The following is a 15585-nucleotide window of genomic DNA, read 5'->3' on the forward strand; positions in this document are numbered from 1 at the left end:
GGGGGCCCCTCCCATGCCTTTCGGGCTATGGGGGAGTCGTCGACCGACGACAACGCCGCCAGGCGCCGCCCATCGGCACGCGACGCCGCCCCACCCATGTGCGCGGCCTCTAAAAGGAAACGGCCATGACCGCCAGTCTGCCCGGCGGTCATGGCCGTTCGCCACAACGAACCGCGAAGCCGCGCTCGTCCGCCGGCTGTTGACGGTGTACCAGACGGAGCGGGAGTCGCAACCGGCGGACGAACAACGCCTGACGGCCTCCGGCTCGAGCCGGAGGCCGTCAGGAAGCGTGGGGGATCAGACGTTGAAGCCGAGCGCGCGCAGCTGCTCGCGTCCGTCGTCCGTGATCTTGTCCGGGCCCCAGGGCGGCATCCAGACCCAGTTGATCCGGAGCTCGTTGACGAGGCCGTCGGTCGCGGACTTCGCCTGGTCCTCGATGACATCGGTCAGCGGGCAGGCCGCGGACGTCAGGGTCATGTCGAGGGTGGCGATGTTCGCGTCGTCGATGTGAATGCCGTAGATCAGGCCCAGGTTGACGACATCGATGCCCAACTCGGGGTCGACGACGTCGTACAGCGCCTCGCGGACCTCCTCCTCGGAGGCCGGCTTGGTGGTCAGTACTTCTGGCGTACCGTGATCGCTCATGCCTTGTTCCCTTCGGACAGCGCCTTCGCCGTCGCGTCCTTCCACGCCATCCAGCTCAGCAGCGCGCACTTGACCCGGGCCGGGTACTTCGAGACACCGGCGAACGCGACCGCGTCCTCCAGCACCTCCTCCATCGCGTCGTCCGGCTCGAGCTGGCCCTTCGACTGCATCAGCTCCAGGAAGGTCTCCTGGATCTTCTGCGCCTCGCCCAGCTCCTTGCCGACCAGCAGCTCGTTCATCACGGAGGCGCTGGCCTGACTGATGGAACAGCCCTGGCCCTCGTACGACACATCGGCGATGGTCTCGCCGTGGTACTTCACCCGGAGCGTGATCTCGTCTCCGCACGTCGGGTTGACGTGGTGCACCTCGGCGTCGCCGTCCCGCAGACCGCGCCCGTGGGGGTGCTTGTAGTGGTCCAGGATCACTTCCTGGTACATCGAATCAAGCTTCACCAGTCAACCCTCAGCCGAAGAAGTTCCGGACGTGCTCCAGACCGTCCACCAGGGCGTCGACCTCGGCGGGCGTGGAGTACAGATAGAACGACGCTCGCGTCGTCGCAGGAATTCCGTACCGCAGGCAGACCGGCCGTGCGCAGTGGTGTCCGACGCGGACCGCGATGCCCTGCTCGTCGAGGACCTGGCCCACGTCGTGCGGGTGGATGTCGCCGAGCGTGAACGAGATCGTGGCGCCGCGGTCCTCCGCTGTGGACGGACCGATGATTTTCAGGTCCGGAACCTCCAGGAGGCGCTTCACCGCGTACTCGGTGATCGCGTGCTCGTGCCGGAAGATCTTGTCCATGCCGATCGCCGAGAGGTAGTCCACAGCCGCGCCGAGGCCGACGGCCTGCGCGATCGGGGGCGTACCCGCCTCGAACTTGTGCGGCGCCGGGGCGTATGTCGACGAGTGCATCGACACGGTCTCGATCATCTCGCCGCCACCGAGGAACGGCGGCAGGTCCTCCAGGAGCTCCTGCCGTCCCCAGAGCACGCCGATGCCGGTCGGGCCGACCATCTTGTGCCCGGTGAAGGCCACGAAGTCGGCCTGCAGCGCCTGCACGTCGAGCACCATGTGCGGGGCCGCCTGCGACGCGTCGATGCAGACCAGCGCGCCGACCTGCTGGGCACGGCGGACGATCTTCTCGACCGGGTTGATCGTGCCCATGATGTTGGAGACCAGCGTGAAGGTGACGATCTTCGTCTTCTCCGTGATGATCTCGTCTATGTTGGACAGGTCGAGGCGGCCGTCGTCGGTGATACCGAACCACTTCAGCTTCGCACCGGTGCGCTGCGCGAGCAGCTGCCACGGCACGATGTTGGAGTGGTGCTCCATCTCCGTGGTGACGATCTCGGTCTCGTGGTCCACCCGGTAGGGCTCGTCGGCCCAGCCGAGCATGTTGGCCACGAGGTTGAGCGACTCCGAGGCGTTCTTGGTGAAGATCACCTCGTTGCGGCTCGGCGCGTTGATGAAGGCGGCGACCTTGTCGCGGGCGCCTTCGTACAGCGCCGTGGCCTCCTCCGCGATCGTGTACACGCCGCGGTGGACATTGGCGTTGTGCCGCTCGTAGTACTCGCTGAGCGCGTCGAGGACCTGGCGCGGCTTCTGCGAAGTCGCCGCGCTGTCCAGGTAAACGATCTTCTTCCCGTCGTGGACCGTACGATCCAGCAGGGGGAAGTCCTTGCGGATCGCCTCGGTGTCGAGGAGGCCCGGCAGCTGTGTCACGCGGAAGCGCCACCCTTCACATATGCCTCGTAGCCCTCGTTCTCCAGCTTGTCGGCGAGCTCGGCGCCGCCGGACTCGGCAATACGGCCGTTGGCGAAGACGTGCACGAAGTCGGGCTTGATGTAACGGAGGATCCGCGTGTAGTGCGTGATCAGCAGCGTGCCGACCTCGCCGGTCTCGCGCACCCGGTTGACGCCCTCGGAGACGACGCGCAGGGCGTCGACGTCGAGGCCGGAGTCGGTCTCGTCGAGGATCGCGACCTTCGGCTTGAGAAGCTCCAGCTGAAGGATCTCGTGGCGCTTCTTCTCACCACCGGAGAAGCCCTCGTTGACGTTGCGCTCGGCGAACGCGGGGTCCATCTGGAGGTCGGCCATCGTCTCCTTGACCTCCTTCACCCACGTACGCAGCTTGGGCGCCTCGCCGCGGACGGCGGTGGCGGAGGTACGCAGGAAGTTGGAGACCGAGACACCGGGGACCTCGACCGGGTACTGCATGGCCAGGAACAGGCCGGCGCGGGCGCGCTCGTCGACGGTCATCGCGAGGACGTCCTCGCCGTCCAGGGTCACCGTGCCGCTGGTGATCGTGTACTTGGGGTGACCTGCGAGGGAGTACGCGAGGGTCGACTTGCCGGACCCGTTGGGGCCCATGATGGCGTGCGTCTCGCCCTGCTTCACGATCAGGTCGACGCCCTTGAGGATCTCCTTCGTGGCGTTGTCGGCCTCGACGGAGACGTGCAGGTCGCGGATTTCAAGCGTTGCCATGGGTGACTCAGGACTCCTGGGTGACGGAGACGAGCACATCGTCCCCTTCGATCTTGACGGGGTATACGGGGACGGGGCGCGTCGCGGGAAGGCCGGACGGCTTGCCGGTACGCAGGTCGAAACTGGAGCCGTGCAGCCAGCACTCGATCATGCAGTCCTCGACCTCTCCCTCGGACAGTGAGACGTTCGCGTGCGAGCAGATGTCGTTGATCGCGAACACCTCCCCCTCGGTACGGACGAGAGAGACCGGCGTTCCGTCGAGTTCCACCCGCTTCGGGGTGTCCTCTTCCAGCTCGCTCAGCGCACAGACTCTGACGAAGGCCATCAGACGGAAGCCTTCAGCTCGGCCTCGATCTTGTCGAGCAGACGGGCCTCGACGTCCGGCAGACCGATCTGCTGGACCAGCTCGGCGAAGAAGCCGCGCACGACGAGCCGGCGGGCCTCCTCGGCCGGGATGCCGCGGGACATCAGGTAGAAGAGCTGCTCGTCGTCGAAGCGGCCGGTCGCGGAGGCGTGACCGGCGCCGACGATCTCGCCGGTCTCGATCTCCAGGTTCGGCACCGAGTCGACCCGCGCTCCGTCCGTGAGGACGAGGTTGCGGTTCATCTCGTAGGTGTCGGTGCCCTCGGCCTTGGCCTGGATGAGCACGTCACCGATCCACACCGCGTGCGCGCCGTCGCCCTGGAGCGCGCCCTTGTAGACGGCGTTGGACTTGCAGTGCGGGGTGTTGTGGTCGACGAAGAGACGGTGCTCCTGGTGCTGGGTCCTGTCGGTGAAGTACAGACCGAAGAGCTCCGCCTCACCGCCGGTGCCCGCGTAGGAGACCCGCGGGTGGAGGCGGACCAGGTCGCCACCGAAGGTGACGACGATCGACTTGAAGGTGGCGTCCCGGCCGATCAGCGCGTTGTGCTGAGCGGCGTGGACGGCGGTGTCGTCCCAGTCCTGGACGGAGACGACGGTCAGCTTCGCACCGTCACCGAGGACGTAGTCGATGTTGCCCCCGAGGATCGCGTCACCGGTGTGGTCGATGACGACCACCGCCTCGGCGAAGGCTCCCAGCTCGATGACCTGGTGGGCGTAGGCCACGCCGCCCTCGCCGTGCACCGCGATCCGGATCGGCTCGGCGAGCACGGCCTCCTTGGCGACCGTGATGACCGAGGCCTTCTCGAAGGACGAGTACGCCTGGGCGGCGACGCGGTCCACCGGGGTGCCCGCCCTGCCGAGCCGCGCATCGTCGCGGCCGACGGTCTCGACGGTGACGCCCTCGGGGACGTCGACCTCGACCTTGACGGCGCCACCGGTCGCGACGGCCGTGCCGTCGTGCAGGCCGCGCAGCCGCTCCAGCGGCGTGAACCGCCACTCCTCCTCGCGGCCGTGCGGGACCGGGAAGTTCGCGACGTCGAACGACGGGGGCGCGCTCATGCGCGTGGCGACGGTCGACTCGGCGGCCACCGCGATGGACCCGGTGGTGGTGGACCCCGCCGGAATGTTCTGAGCCTCAGCCATGGCTGTCGTAGTGCTCGCTTTCTCTGTCAAAAGTCGGGGGATTCGGTCGTCAGGCTGTGCTAGCCGACCGAACCCTCCATCTGCAGCTCGATCAGCCGGTTGAGCTCAAGCGCGTACTCCATGGGCAGCTCACGCGCGATCGGCTCGACGAAGCCGCGCACGATCATGGCCATGGCCTCGAACTCGGTCAGACCGCGGCTCATCAGGTAGAAGAGCTGGTCCTCGGAGACCTTGGAGACAGTGGCCTCGTGACCCATGGACACATCGTCCTCACGGACGTCCACGTACGGGTACGTGTCGGAGCGGGAGATCGTGTCGACCAGGAGCGCGTCGCACAGCACGTTGGACTTGGAGCCCGCGGCGCCCTCGCCGATCTCGACCAGGCCGCGGTACGAGGTACGGCCGCCGCCTCGCGCCACCGACTTGGAGACGATGTTGGAGGAGGTGTTCGGCGCCATGTGGACCATCTTGGATCCGGCGTCCTGGTGCTGGCCCTCGCCGGCGAAGGCGATGGAGAGCGTCTCGCCCTTGGCGTGCTCGCCCATCAGGTAGACGGCCGGGTACTTCATGGTGACCTTGGAGCCGATGTTGCCGTCGACCCACTCCATGGTCGCGCCCTCGTACGCCACGGCGCGCTTGGTGACCAGGTTGTAGACGTTGTTCGACCAGTTCTGGATCGTCGTGTAGCGGCAGCGGCCGCCCTTCTTCACGATGATCTCGACGACGGCGGAGTGCAGCGAGTCCGAGGAGTAGATCGGCGCGGTGCAGCCCTCGACGTAGTGGACGTAGGCGTCCTCGTCGACGATGATCAGCGTCCGCTCGAACTGGCCCATGTTCTCCGTGTTGATACGGAAGTAGGCCTGCAGCGGGATGTCGACGTGGACACCCTTCGGCACGTAGATGAACGAGCCACCGGACCACACGGCCGAGTTCAGCGAGGCGAACTTGTTGTCGCCGACCGGGATGACGGTGCCGAAGTACTCCTTGAAGAGCTCCGGGTGCTCCTTCAGCGCGGTGTCCGTGTCGAGGAAGATGACGCCCTGCTCCTCCAGGTCCTCACGGATCTGGTGGTAGACGACCTCGGACTCGTACTGCGCGGCGACACCGGCGACCAGGCGCTGCTTCTCCGCCTCCGGGATGCCGAGCTTGTCGTAGGTGTTCTTGATGTCCTCGGGCAGGTCCTCCCAGGACTCCGCCTGCTTCTCGGTGGACCGCACGAAGTACTTGATGTTGTCGAAGTCGATGCCCGACAGGTCCGAGCCCCAGTTCGGCAGCGGCTTCTTGTCGAACAGCCGCAGGCCCTTGAGGCGGAGCTTCAGCATCCACTCGGGCTCGTTCTTCTTCGCCGAGATGTCACGTACGACAGCCTCGGAGAGGCCGCGCTTGGCCGCCGCGCCTGCCGCGTCGGAGTCGGCCCAGCCGAATTCGTACGTACCCAGACCCTCGAGCTCAGGGTGGGCAGTCTCCGTGGGGAGCGTCATGCGGGGTTCCTCCCGGCCGTGCTTGCAGATGCTGATGTGGTGGTCTGTGCGGTTGGGGGTCCGCCGCGCGGTACGAACGTCGTGCACACCCCGTCGCCGTGGGCGATGGTGGCCAGACGCTGCACATGGGTCCCGAGCAGGCTGGAGAAGATTTCCGTCTCCGCCTCGCACAGCTGCGGGAACTGTTCGGCGACATGGGCGACCGGGCAGTGGTGCTGGCACAGCTGCTCGCCCTGCTGGGGGCCCGGCGCGCTGCGCGCCGTAGCAGCGTACCCGTCGGCGGACAAGGCCTTGGCCAGTGCCTCGGTGCGCTCCTCGGGGTCCGCGGCCTCGATCGCCCTGCGGTAGGCCACTGACTGGGCAGCGGTCCTGGCACGGGCGAAGACGGCGACCGCTTCATCGCCCGCGGTCTCGGCGATCCAGCGAAGAGCGTCGGCGGCAAGCTTGTCGTAGGACTGGTCGAAGGCGTCCCGGCCACAGTCGGTCAGAGCGAACACCTTGGCCGGGCGGCCACGGGTCCGCGCCCCGTACACCCGCTGCTCGCGGGCCTCGACGACATTGTCGGAGAGGAGGGCGTCCAGATGACGGCGGACGGCGGCCTGGGTCAGTCCGAGCCGCTTCGCCAGATCGGCGACGGTGGACGGGCCGTGGTCCAGGATGGAGCGCGCGACCCGGTTGCGCGTCGAGCGCTCGCCGGTCGCGAATTCCTCCTGCCGAGGCTCGCCCTGGTATTTCACAACGCCATTGTTGCGTAATTCCTCCGGCCCTGACAACCACGGTCCGAAACGATCAACGGTGGAGTTCGTCACTAAGGGTTACCTAATCCGGCCCCCGGGGACTCGCCCTCCGGGCCGCTGCCTAGACTTACCGGCCATGAAGAACGAGCCGGTCGTGCAGATCCGTGGCCTGGTGAAGCGGTACGGCACCAAGACCGCGGTGAACGGCCTCGACCTGGGCGTACGCACCGGTACGGTCACCGCCGTCCTCGGCCCCAACGGCGCCGGCAAGACCACCACCGTCGAGACCTGCGAGGGCTACCGCCGCCCCGACGCCGGGAGCGTACGCGTCCTCGGCCTCGACCCGGTCGCCGACGCCGCGGAGCTCCGCCCCCGGATCGGCGTGATGCTGCAGTCGGGTGGCGTCTACTCCGGAGCGCGCGCCGACGAGATGCTCCGCCACATGGCGAAACTGCACGCCCACCCGCTCGACGTCGACGCGCTGATCGAGCGCCTCGGCCTCGGCAGCTGCGGCCGGACGACCTACCGCCGGCTCTCCGGCGGCCAGCAGCAGCGCCTCGCCCTGGCGATGGCCGTCGTCGGCCGCCCCGAGCTGGTGTTCCTGGACGAGCCGACCGCGGGCCTCGACCCGCAGGCCCGACGCTCCACCTGGGATCTCGTACGGGAACTGCGCGCCGACGGCGTATCGGTCGTCCTCACCACCCACTTCATGGACGAGGCCGAGGCGCTCGCCGACGATGTCGCCATCATCGACGCGGGCCGGGTCATCGCCCAGGGCAGCCCGGAGCTGCTGTGCCGCGGCGGCGCCGAGAACACCCTGCGCTTCACCGGCCACCCCGGTCTCGACCTCGGCTCGCTGCTGAAGGCGCTGCCCGACGGCACGCAGGCGGCCGAGCCCACCACCGGCACCTACCGCATCACCGGCCAGGTCGACCCACAACTGCTGGCCACCGTCACCTCCTGGTGCGCGCAGCACGGCGTGATGCCCGAGGGCATCTCCGTCGAGCGTCACACCCTGGAGGACGTCTTCCTGGAACTGACCGGCAAGGAGCTGCGCGCATGAGCGCCGGTACGTACGCCCCGCGGCCCGGTGCCGCCCCGCTGCCCCGCATGATCGGTGCGCAGACCGCGCTGGAGACGCAGATGCTGCTGCGCAACGGCGAGCAGCTGCTCCTGACGGTGATCATTCCGACGCTGCTGCTGGTGCTGTTCAGCGCCGTCGACATCGTGGACACCGGCGCGGGCAGGTCCGTCGACTTCCTGGCGCCGGGCATTCTCGCGCTCGCGGTGATGTCCACCGCCTTCACCGGCCAGGCCATCGCGACCGGCTTCGAGCGGCGGTACGGCGTGCTCAAGCGCCTCGGTGCCTCACCGCTGCCCCGCTGGGGGCTGATGACCGCGAAAACCCTCGCGGTACTGGTCACCGAGGTGCTGCAGGTCGCGCTGCTGACGGTGATCGCGTTCGCGCTGGGCTGGTCGCCGCACGGCAACCCGCTCGCCGTCCTGCTGCTGCTCGCGCTCGGCACCGCCGCGTTCTCCGGGCTCGGCCTGCTGATGTCCGGGACGCTGAAGGCGGAGGCGACGCTCGCCGCCGCCAACCTGGTCTTTCTGCTGCTGCTGGTCGGCGGCGGAGTCATCGTGCCGCTGGACAAATTCCCGGACGCGGCGCAGTCCGTGCTGGGGCTGCTGCCGATCGCGGCCCTGTCCGACGGGCTGCGGGACGTGCTCCAGCACGGCGCCTCGATGCCGTGGGGCGATCTCGGGATCCTCGCGGTCTGGGCGGTGCTCGGGCTGGGCGCGGCGGCAAAGTTCTTCCGTTGGGAATAAGACCGACCGGCAATTGGGGGGTGGGTGAAGGAGCGGGGCTGGGGTGCGTGCATCGCAAGGCGGAGGATTGAGCCATGGCGAATGGGGCCTCCCCTGCTCGAGCGAAGCCGAGAGCTTGGGGAACATGGTGATTGACGACAACACCGCGAGGTGCGTGCCCCAGCCCCGTGACGCCGCCCCCCAATTGCCGGTCGGTCTAAGACCGACCGGTCTCACCTGGGGCGACGTGCGGCATGACGTTTCGAGGTAACTCGTCCCCCTCGTGAAAGCTTGCACAAGCCGCCGCTTACGATGGTGCGCGTGCCCAAGCTGACCCGAGCCGAAGTCGCTCAAGCCGCGCGGAACCCGCTCCTCTACATCGCCGAACGCTGGACCCCGTCCCCCCGGACGGTCCGCCGTGCGGCGATGTCGGCCGTCGTGATGGCCGTCGTCATCGTGGTCACCGGCGGTGCGGTGCGGCTGACCGGCTCCGGTCTCGGCTGCCCCACCTGGCCCAAGTGCACCGACGAGTCCCTGACGACGACGAGCGCGATGGGCATCCACGGCGCCATCGAGTTCGGCAACCGGATGCTCACCTACGTGCTGTGCGCGGCGGTCGGCTGGGCGATCATCACGGCCCGCTCCGCTCAGCCCTGGCGGCGCAGCCTGACCCGGCTCGGCTGGGCGCAGTTCTGGGTGGTCATGGGCAACGCCGTGCTCGGCGGCATCGTCGTGCTGGTCGGCCTCAACCCGTACACCGTCGCGGCGCACTTCCTGCTCTCCACCGCGCTGATCACGGTCGCCGTCGTGACCTGGCAGCGGGTCCGGGAGGGCGACGCGGAGCCGCGTCCGCTGGTCGGCAAGGCGGTCTCGCAGCTGACCTGGCTGCTGGTGACCGCGGCCGGCCTGCTGGTCGCCGTCGGCACGGTCGTGACGGGTGCCGGACGGCATGCGGGCGACTCCAGCGAGGTCCACCGCATCCCGCTCGACTGGAAGATGATCGCGCAGCTCCACGCCGACCTGGCCTGGGTCGTGGTGGCGCTGACGGTCGCGCTCTGGTTCGTACTGAAGGCCGTCGACGCGCCGGTCGGTCCGCTGCACCGCACCCGTGATCTCTTCCTGGTGCTGATGGCGCAGGGTGTGATCGGGTATGTGCAGTACTTCACCGACACGCCGGAGATCCTGGTCGGGCTGCACATGCTCGGTTCGTGCCTGGTGTGGATCGCCGTCGTGCGGGTGCTGCTCTCGCTGCGCGAGCGCCCGGTGGCGACCGCCCCGGTGCCCGCCCCAGCCGCGGAGACCCTGGAGCCCGCAGCCGCCGGCTGAGATCGCTGCCGAGCCCGGCCGTCGCGGCGGCGAATCCGACCGTCCGCCGGGGGTCGGTGGTGCGCGGCTGCAGCGGGCGCCCGCAGGCGATCGCGGTCCACACCAGATGCCGCAGCAGCACCGGGTCGTCGGGGGTCGCGCACAGCGTGCGCGGGCCGCCGGCACCGGCCCGTGCCGCTCGGCCGGCCACCGTCCGGCCGTGCCGCGCACCTCGCCGGTCCTGGCGGTGCCGGATCGGGTTCCAGGCCATGGCGTACGGCCGCGGCGGTGGTGAAGGCGACGGCGGAGGCGGCCGCGGTGTGCACGGCCGCCACGAGGCTGGCGAGGAAGCTCTCGAGGGTGCCCGAGGTGCCGGCGACCGGCTCGGTGCGGAGCACACCCGTGAGATGCGCCCGGAGATGTCCCGGGTGGCGGCTCAGCCCTTGTTGGAGGGGCCTCCGACCTGGATCCCGGCCATCCGCGTCCACTCGTACGGGCCGGTGCGGACCTTGGCGGCGAACTCTCCGTCGAAGGACTCGTGCATCGTGATCCCGGCCTTCGCGGTGGCCCTCTCGGCGACCGCGTGCGAGGGTGCGACCAGGTCGCCCCAGCTGCCGTCCTCGCCGACCAGCACGATGCGGGTGCCCATCTGCCCCATGTAGGCGAGCTGCCCCTCGGCGCCGCCGTGCGCCTTGGCGAAGGCGCCGATCTGCTTGGCGAGCCTGGCTGCCCTGCGCTCCGCGCGGACGGCCTGCTTCCTGTCGTCGACCTGCTGGGTCTCTGCCGTGTCTGCCATGCAACGGATGCTACCGATGGGTAGATCAACTGGCGACGGGCGGGGCACGTGGCATGGGCCACGTACCCCGCCCGTCGGCAGGAACGAAACGGTGTCAGCGCAGGAACGGGTCGACCGCGACGGCGACGAACAGCAGCGACACATAGGTGATCGACCAGTGGAACAGTCGCATTTCCTTGAGCTTGGCACCGGACACCCCGGCCTTCGCCCGGTTCTGCAGGCTGTGCGCCTCCCAGAGCCAGAACCCGCCGGTCAGCAGCGCCACGGCCGTGTAGAACCAGCCGGTGTAGCCGAGCGGCGTCAGCAGCAGCGACACCGCCACCATCACCCAGCTGTAGATGACGATCTGGCGGGCCACCACCCGGTTGGACGCGATGACCGGGAGCATCGGTACGCCGACACGGGCGTAGTCGTCCTTGACCTTCATCGACAGCGGCCAGTAGTGCGGCGGCGTCCAGAAGAAGATGACGGCGAAGAGGATGACCGCGGCCCAGGACATCGAGTTGGTCACGGCGGACCAGCCGATGAGGACCGGCATGCAGCCCGCGATGCCGCCCCAGACGATGTTCTGCGAGGTGCGCCGCTTCAGCAGCATCGTGTAGACGACGACGTAGAAGAGCAGCGCGCCCAGCGACAGTGCCGCCGACAGCCAGTTGACGAGCAGCCCGAACCAGACCGTCGAGATCACCGCGAGGGCAATACCGAAGGCCAGGCATTCGCGCGGGCTCACCATGCCGGTGACCAGCGGACGCTGCGACGTACGGTCCATCAACGCGTCGATGTCGCGGTCGATGTACATGTTGAGCGCATTGGCACCACCCGCGGAGAGATATCCCCCGATGGTGGTGGTGAGTACGAGCCACAGGTCGGGCACACCCTGAGCGGCCAGGAACATCACCGGAACAGTGGTGATCAGCAACAGCTCGATGATCCGCGGCTTGGTCAGCGCCACGAATGCCTTGATACGGGCCCCGAACGGGCGATGGCCCCCTGGGCTCGGAGTCAAGGCGACCCCTGCGGGTCGGGACTCGACGGCCGTCACGCACACCCCTGACAGAGAAATCCCAGCAAGCTCCGGACATGAAGGCCCAGTAAAGACTTGCGCGAACCAGACCACTGTAGACGTTGGGGACAGGCCGTTCTTCGCGGGGGTGGCGTCGTGTTGGAGTGGCGCAGAAGCACGGTGTCCGATGAGCGCATAAGAGGCCGCGCACAGAGGAAGGAGCGGGGCGAGGGGCAAGCCTGGCAAGGCGGAGGAGGGAGGCGACGCGGAGGGGGCCCCTCCCCTGCCTTTCGGGCTATGGGGGAGTCGTCGACCGACGACAACGCCGCCGGACGCCGCCCATCGGCGCGCGACACTGCACCTATGTGCGCGGCCTCCGAGTAAGGAGTGGCGCTCATCGGAGTAGCGCAGAAGTGAGCCGTTGCGCTCATACGGGAGGCGAACTCCACAGGCCGCCCGCACCCTGGAAAGTACCCGGAAAATGCGTGCTGTGTCGGGGGTAGGCTCGACGACGCCCGGTGCGGTCACCAGCCACCGGTTTACAACAGTGGAGAGGAGCCCTGACTCAGGGTGAGCACCAAGCCGACCACCACAGACCTCCAGTGGACCGAATTGGACCAGCGGGCCGTGGACACTGTCCGCGTCCTTGCCGCTGACGCCGTACAGAAGGTCGGAAACGGCCACCCGGGTACGGCGATGAGCCTGGCCCCCGCCGCGTACACGCTCTTCCAGAAGGTGATGCGGCACGACCCCGCCGACGCGAACTGGACCGGTCGCGACCGGTTCGTGCTCTCGGCGGGTCACACGAGCCTGACCCTCTACATCCAGCTCTACCTCGCCGGGTACGGCCTGGAACTCGATGACCTCAAGGCGTTCCGAACCTGGGGCTCGAAGACCCCCGGTCACCCGGAGTACGGCCACACCACCGGTGTCGAGACGACGACGGGCCCGCTGGGCCAGGGCGTCGCCAATGCCGTGGGCATGGCCATGGCCTCCCGCTACGAGCGCGGCCTGTTCGACCCGGATGCGGCCCCCGGCACCTCACCGTTCGACCACATGGTCTGGGTCATCGCCGGTGACGGCTGCCTCCAGGAAGGCATCTCCGCGGAGGCCTCCTCGCTGGCCGGGCACCAGAAGCTCGGCAACCTGGTCCTGCTGTGGGACGACAACCACATCTCCATCGAGGGCGACACGGAGACCGCGGTCTCCGAGGACACCCTGAAGCGGTACGAGGCGTACGGCTGGCACGTCCAGCGCGTCGAGCAGCTGCCGAACGGCGACCTGGACCCCGCGGGTCTCTACCAGGCGCTCCAGGCGGCCAAGGCCGAGACCGAGCGCCCGTCCTTCATCGCGGCCCGCTCGATCATCGCCTGGCCGGCCCCGCACGCCCAGAACACCGAGGCCTCGCACGGCTCGGCGCTCGGCGAGGACGAGGTCGCGGCGACCAAGAAGGCCCTGGGCTTCGACCCGGAGAAGACCTTCGAGGTTTCCGACGAGGTCATCGCGCACACCCGTGGGGCGCTGGACCGCGGCCGCGAGGCCAAGGGCGAGTGGGAGAAGACGTTCGCCGCGTGGCGCACCGCCAACCCGGAGCGCGCCGCCGAGTTCGACCGGATCTCCGCGGGCGAGCTGCCCGAGGGCTGGGAGGACAGCATTCCGGTCTTCGAGCCGGGCAAGAGCGTCGCCACCCGCGCCGCCTCCGGCAAGGTGCTCCAGGCTCTCGGCGAGATCATCCCCGAGCTGTGGGGCGGCTCCGCCGACCTCGCGGGCTCGAACAACACGACGATCGACAAGACGTCGTCGTTCCTCCCGGTGGGCAACCCGCTGCCGGGCGCGGACCCGTACGGCCGCACGATCCACTTCGGTATCCGCGAGCACGCCATGGCCGCGGCCATGAACGGCATCGCACTGCACGGCAACACCCGCATCTACGGCGGCACCTTCCTGGTGTTCTCCGACTACATGCGCAACGCCGTGCGGCTGTCCGCGCTGATGCACCTGCCGGTGACGTACGTGTGGACGCACGACTCGATCGGTCTCGGCGAGGACGGCCCGACCCACCAGCCGGTGGAGCACCTGGCCTCGCTGCGCGCCATCCCGGGCCTGAACATCGTCCGCCCGGCCGACGCCAACGAGACCTCCGTCGCCTGGCGCGAGATCCTGCGCCGCTACACCAAGGTGTTCGGCAAGGGCACCCCGCACGGCCTGGCGCTGACCCGTCAGGGCGTGCCGACGTACGAGGCGAACGAGGACGCGGCCAAGGGCGGCTACGTGCTGTTCGAGGCCGAAGGGCCCGAAGGGCAGAACACCGAGCCGCAGGTCCTCCTGATCGGCACGGGTTCCGAGGTCCACCTCGCCGTCGAGGCGCGCGAGGAACTGCAGGCGGTCGGCATCCCGACCCGGGTGGTCTCGATGCCGTCGGTCGAGTGGTTCGAGGAGCAGGACCAGGCGTACAAGGACAGTGTTCTGCCGCCGTCCGTGAAGGCCCGCGTCGCCGTCGAGGCGGGCATCGGGCTGACCTGGTACCGGTACGTCGGAGACGCCGGCCGGATCGTCTCGCTGGAGCACTTCGGTGCCTCGGCCGACGCCAAGGTCCTCTTCCGCGAGTTCGGTTTCACCGGTGCGCACGTTGCCGCCGCCGCCAGGGAATCTCTCGCCGCCGCCGCGCGCTGACGCCGTTATACGACTAGTAGGAGATGCAATTCTCATGACAGACGCACTCAAGCGCCTCTCCGACGAGGGCGTGGCGATCTGGCTCGATGACCTGTCGCGCAAGCGGATCACCTCCGGCAACCTCGCCGAGCTGATCGACCAGCAGCACGTCGTGGGCGTCACCACCAACCCGTCCATCTTCCAGAAGGCGATCTCGCACGGAGACGGTTACGAGCAGCAGCTCACCGACCTGGCGACCCGCAAGGTCACGGTCGACGAGGCCATCCGCATGATCACGACGGCGGACGTCCGCGACGCCGCCGACATCCTGCGCCCGGTCTTCGACGCCACGGGCGGCCAGGACGGCCGGGTCTCCATCGAGGTCGACCCGCGTCTGGCCCACCACACCCACGCCACGATCGCCGAGGCCAAGCAGCTGGCCTGGCTGGTCGACCGGCCGAACACGCTCATCAAGATCCCGGCGACGAAGGCCGGTCTGCCGGCGATCACCGAGGTCATCGGCAAGGGCATCAGCGTCAATGTCACGCTGATCTTCTCGCTGGAGCGCTACCGCGAGGTCATGAACGCCTACCTGGCCGGCCTGGAGAAGGCGCAGGCCGCAGGCCTGGACCTGTCCAGGATCCACTCGGTGGCGTCGTTCTTCGTGTCCCGTGTGGACTCCGAGATCGACAAGCGGCTCGACGCGATCGGCACCGACGAGGCCAAGGCGCTGAAGGGCAAGGCGGCGCTCGCCAACGCCCGGCTGGCGTACCAGGCGTACGAGGAGGTCTTCTCCTCCGACCGCTGGGCGGCTCTGGACAAGGCGCAGGCCAACAAGCAGCGTCCGCTGTGGGCCTCCACCGGTGTCAAGGACCCCGCGTACAAGGACACGCTGTACGTCGTCGACCTGGTCGCCCCCGGCACGGTGAACACCATGCCCGAGGCAACCCTGGAGGCCACGGCCGATCACGGGCAGGTCACCGGCAACACCGTCGCCGGCACCTACGAGCAGGCGCGGGCCGAGCTCGACGCCGTCGCGAAGCTCGGGATCTCCTACGACGACGTCGTGCAGCTCCTCGAGGACGAGGGCGTCGAGAAGTTCGAGGCGTCCTGGATCGATCTGCTCAACTCCACCGAGGCGGAGCTCAAGCGCCTCGCTCCTTCGGAGGGCTGA

Annotated in this window: 15 protein-coding genes and 1 pseudogene; 5 read left to right on the top strand and 11 right to left on the bottom strand. The window is 68.6% G+C overall.

What is annotated here, in order from left to right; translation table 11 throughout:
• Nucleotides 1-297 precede the first annotated feature (297 nt).
• Genes AB0N06_RS15880 through AB0N06_RS15915 form a run of 8 tightly spaced genes read right to left on the bottom strand, consistent with a single transcriptional unit; the run spans nucleotide 298 to nucleotide 6849 of the window.
• Nucleotides 298-645, bottom strand: a complete 348-nt coding sequence (locus AB0N06_RS15880) for a metal-sulfur cluster assembly factor (protein WP_037691711.1) — start codon at nucleotides 643-645, stop codon at nucleotides 298-300.
• Nucleotides 642-1097 (bottom strand): Fe-S cluster assembly sulfur transfer protein SufU, encoded by a 456-nt coding sequence (gene sufU / locus AB0N06_RS15885; RefSeq protein ID WP_366135269.1) that lies wholly within the window; start codon nucleotides 1095-1097, stop codon nucleotides 642-644. The genes AB0N06_RS15880 and sufU overlap by 4 nt, the downstream gene beginning before the upstream one ends.
• A gap of 10 nt (nucleotides 1098-1107) precedes the next feature.
• Nucleotides 1108-2364 (bottom strand): cysteine desulfurase, encoded by a 1257-nt coding sequence (locus AB0N06_RS15890; protein ID WP_366135270.1) that lies wholly within the window; start codon nucleotides 2362-2364, stop codon nucleotides 1108-1110.
• On the bottom strand, nucleotides 2361-3125 hold the full coding sequence (gene sufC / locus AB0N06_RS15895) for a Fe-S cluster assembly ATPase SufC (RefSeq protein ID WP_037691717.1): 765 nt from the start codon (nucleotides 3123-3125) through the stop codon (nucleotides 2361-2363). The genes AB0N06_RS15890 and sufC overlap by 4 nt, the downstream gene beginning before the upstream one ends.
• Before the next feature lie 7 nt (nucleotides 3126-3132).
• Entirely contained in the window at nucleotides 3133-3450 is a 318-nt protein-coding gene (locus AB0N06_RS15900) for a bifunctional 3-phenylpropionate/cinnamic acid dioxygenase ferredoxin subunit (protein ID WP_358860180.1), read from the bottom strand.
• A complete protein-coding gene (gene sufD, locus AB0N06_RS15905; RefSeq protein ID WP_366135271.1) occupies nucleotides 3450-4631 on the bottom strand; it encodes a Fe-S cluster assembly protein SufD in 1182 nt (393 codons plus the stop codon). The genes AB0N06_RS15900 and sufD overlap by 1 nt, the downstream gene beginning before the upstream one ends.
• A gap of 59 nt (nucleotides 4632-4690) precedes the next feature.
• A complete protein-coding gene (gene sufB / locus AB0N06_RS15910; RefSeq protein ID WP_345514753.1) occupies nucleotides 4691-6112 on the bottom strand; it encodes a Fe-S cluster assembly protein SufB in 1422 nt (473 codons plus the stop codon).
• A complete protein-coding gene (locus AB0N06_RS15915) occupies nucleotides 6109-6849 on the bottom strand; it encodes a metalloregulator ArsR/SmtB family transcription factor (RefSeq protein WP_366135272.1) in 741 nt (246 codons plus the stop codon). Before AB0N06_RS15915 ends, sufB begins: the two co-directional genes overlap by 4 nt.
• 136 nt (nucleotides 6850-6985) lie before the next feature.
• Here AB0N06_RS15915 and AB0N06_RS15920 point away from each other — a divergent pair, with 136 nt between their 5' ends.
• The 3 genes from AB0N06_RS15920 (at nucleotide 6986) to AB0N06_RS15930 (ending at nucleotide 9981) form a co-directional block, all read left to right on the top strand.
• Nucleotides 6986-7912: an ABC transporter ATP-binding protein gene (locus tag AB0N06_RS15920; RefSeq protein WP_366135273.1), complete on the top strand. Its 927-nt coding sequence runs from the start codon at nucleotides 6986-6988 to the stop codon at nucleotides 7910-7912.
• Nucleotides 7909-8676, top strand: coding sequence for an ABC transporter permease (locus AB0N06_RS15925; protein WP_366135274.1), 768 nt, complete (start codon nucleotides 7909-7911; stop codon nucleotides 8674-8676). Before AB0N06_RS15920 ends, AB0N06_RS15925 begins: the two co-directional genes overlap by 4 nt.
• Before the next feature lie 291 nt (nucleotides 8677-8967).
• A complete protein-coding gene (locus AB0N06_RS15930) occupies nucleotides 8968-9981 on the top strand; it encodes a COX15/CtaA family protein (protein WP_366135275.1) in 1014 nt (337 codons plus the stop codon).
• Nucleotides 9982-10048: 67 nt separating this feature from the next.
• On the opposite strand, the pseudogene AB0N06_RS15935 reads toward AB0N06_RS15930, so the two are convergent.
• From AB0N06_RS15935 to AB0N06_RS15945, 3 genes and pseudogenes are all read right to left on the bottom strand, one after another.
• Nucleotides 10049-10346: pseudogene (locus tag AB0N06_RS15935) on the bottom strand (amidohydrolase); the annotation flags it as partial.
• Nucleotides 10347-10396: 50 nt separating this feature from the next.
• Nucleotides 10397-10756 carry a hypothetical protein gene (locus AB0N06_RS15940; protein WP_366135276.1) on the bottom strand — a complete coding sequence of 120 codons (360 nt, stop codon included), beginning with the start codon at nucleotides 10754-10756 and terminating at the stop codon, nucleotides 10397-10399.
• A gap of 94 nt (nucleotides 10757-10850) precedes the next feature.
• The gene (locus AB0N06_RS15945; protein ID WP_366135277.1) at nucleotides 10851-11804 is read right to left on the bottom strand and encodes a heme o synthase; all 954 of its coding nucleotides are present in this window, start codon (nucleotides 11802-11804) and stop codon (nucleotides 10851-10853) included.
• A 525-nt stretch (nucleotides 11805-12329) separates the two neighbouring features.
• Between AB0N06_RS15945 and tkt the strand changes: the two genes are divergently transcribed.
• Together tkt and tal are read left to right on the top strand one after the other, a co-directional pair.
• The gene (tkt, locus tag AB0N06_RS15950; RefSeq protein WP_366135278.1) at nucleotides 12330-14432 is read left to right on the top strand and encodes a transketolase; all 2103 of its coding nucleotides are present in this window, start codon (nucleotides 12330-12332) and stop codon (nucleotides 14430-14432) included.
• A gap of 34 nt (nucleotides 14433-14466) precedes the next feature.
• On the top strand, nucleotides 14467-15585 hold the full coding sequence (gene tal / locus AB0N06_RS15955) for a transaldolase (protein ID WP_366135279.1): 1119 nt from the start codon (nucleotides 14467-14469) through the stop codon (nucleotides 15583-15585).

This window comes from Streptomyces sp. NPDC051020 (genome assembly GCF_040683105.1).
In the GTDB taxonomy this organism is placed as follows: Bacteria; Actinomycetota; Actinomycetes; order Streptomycetales; family Streptomycetaceae; genus Streptomyces.

Bases quoted from the DNA above. Each gene is read 5' to 3' on its own strand.
- sufC (WP_037691717.1), bottom strand. From the start codon at position 3,125: ATGGCAACGCTTGAAATCCGCGACCTGCACGTCTCCGTCGAGGCCGAC.
- tal (WP_366135279.1), top strand. From the start codon at position 14,467: ATGACAGACGCACTCAAGCGCCTCTCCGACGAGGGCGTGGCGATCTGG.
- AB0N06_RS15940 (WP_366135276.1), bottom strand. From the start codon at position 10,756: ATGGCAGACACGGCAGAGACCCAGCAGGTCGACGACAGGAAGCAGGCC.
- sufB (WP_345514753.1), bottom strand. From the start codon at position 6,112: ATGACGCTCCCCACGGAGACTGCCCACCCTGAGCTCGAGGGTCTGGGT.
- sufD (WP_366135271.1), bottom strand. From the start codon at position 4,631: ATGGCTGAGGCTCAGAACATTCCGGCGGGGTCCACCACCACCGGGTCC.
- AB0N06_RS15925 (WP_366135274.1), top strand. From the start codon at position 7,909: ATGAGCGCCGGTACGTACGCCCCGCGGCCCGGTGCCGCCCCGCTGCCC.
- AB0N06_RS15880 (WP_037691711.1), bottom strand. From the start codon at position 645: ATGAGCGATCACGGTACGCCAGAAGTACTGACCACCAAGCCGGCCTCC.
- AB0N06_RS15900 (WP_358860180.1), bottom strand. From the start codon at position 3,450: ATGGCCTTCGTCAGAGTCTGTGCGCTGAGCGAGCTGGAAGAGGACACC.
- AB0N06_RS15920 (WP_366135273.1), top strand. From the start codon at position 6,986: ATGAAGAACGAGCCGGTCGTGCAGATCCGTGGCCTGGTGAAGCGGTAC.
- AB0N06_RS15930 (WP_366135275.1), top strand. From the start codon at position 8,968: ATGGTGCGCGTGCCCAAGCTGACCCGAGCCGAAGTCGCTCAAGCCGCG.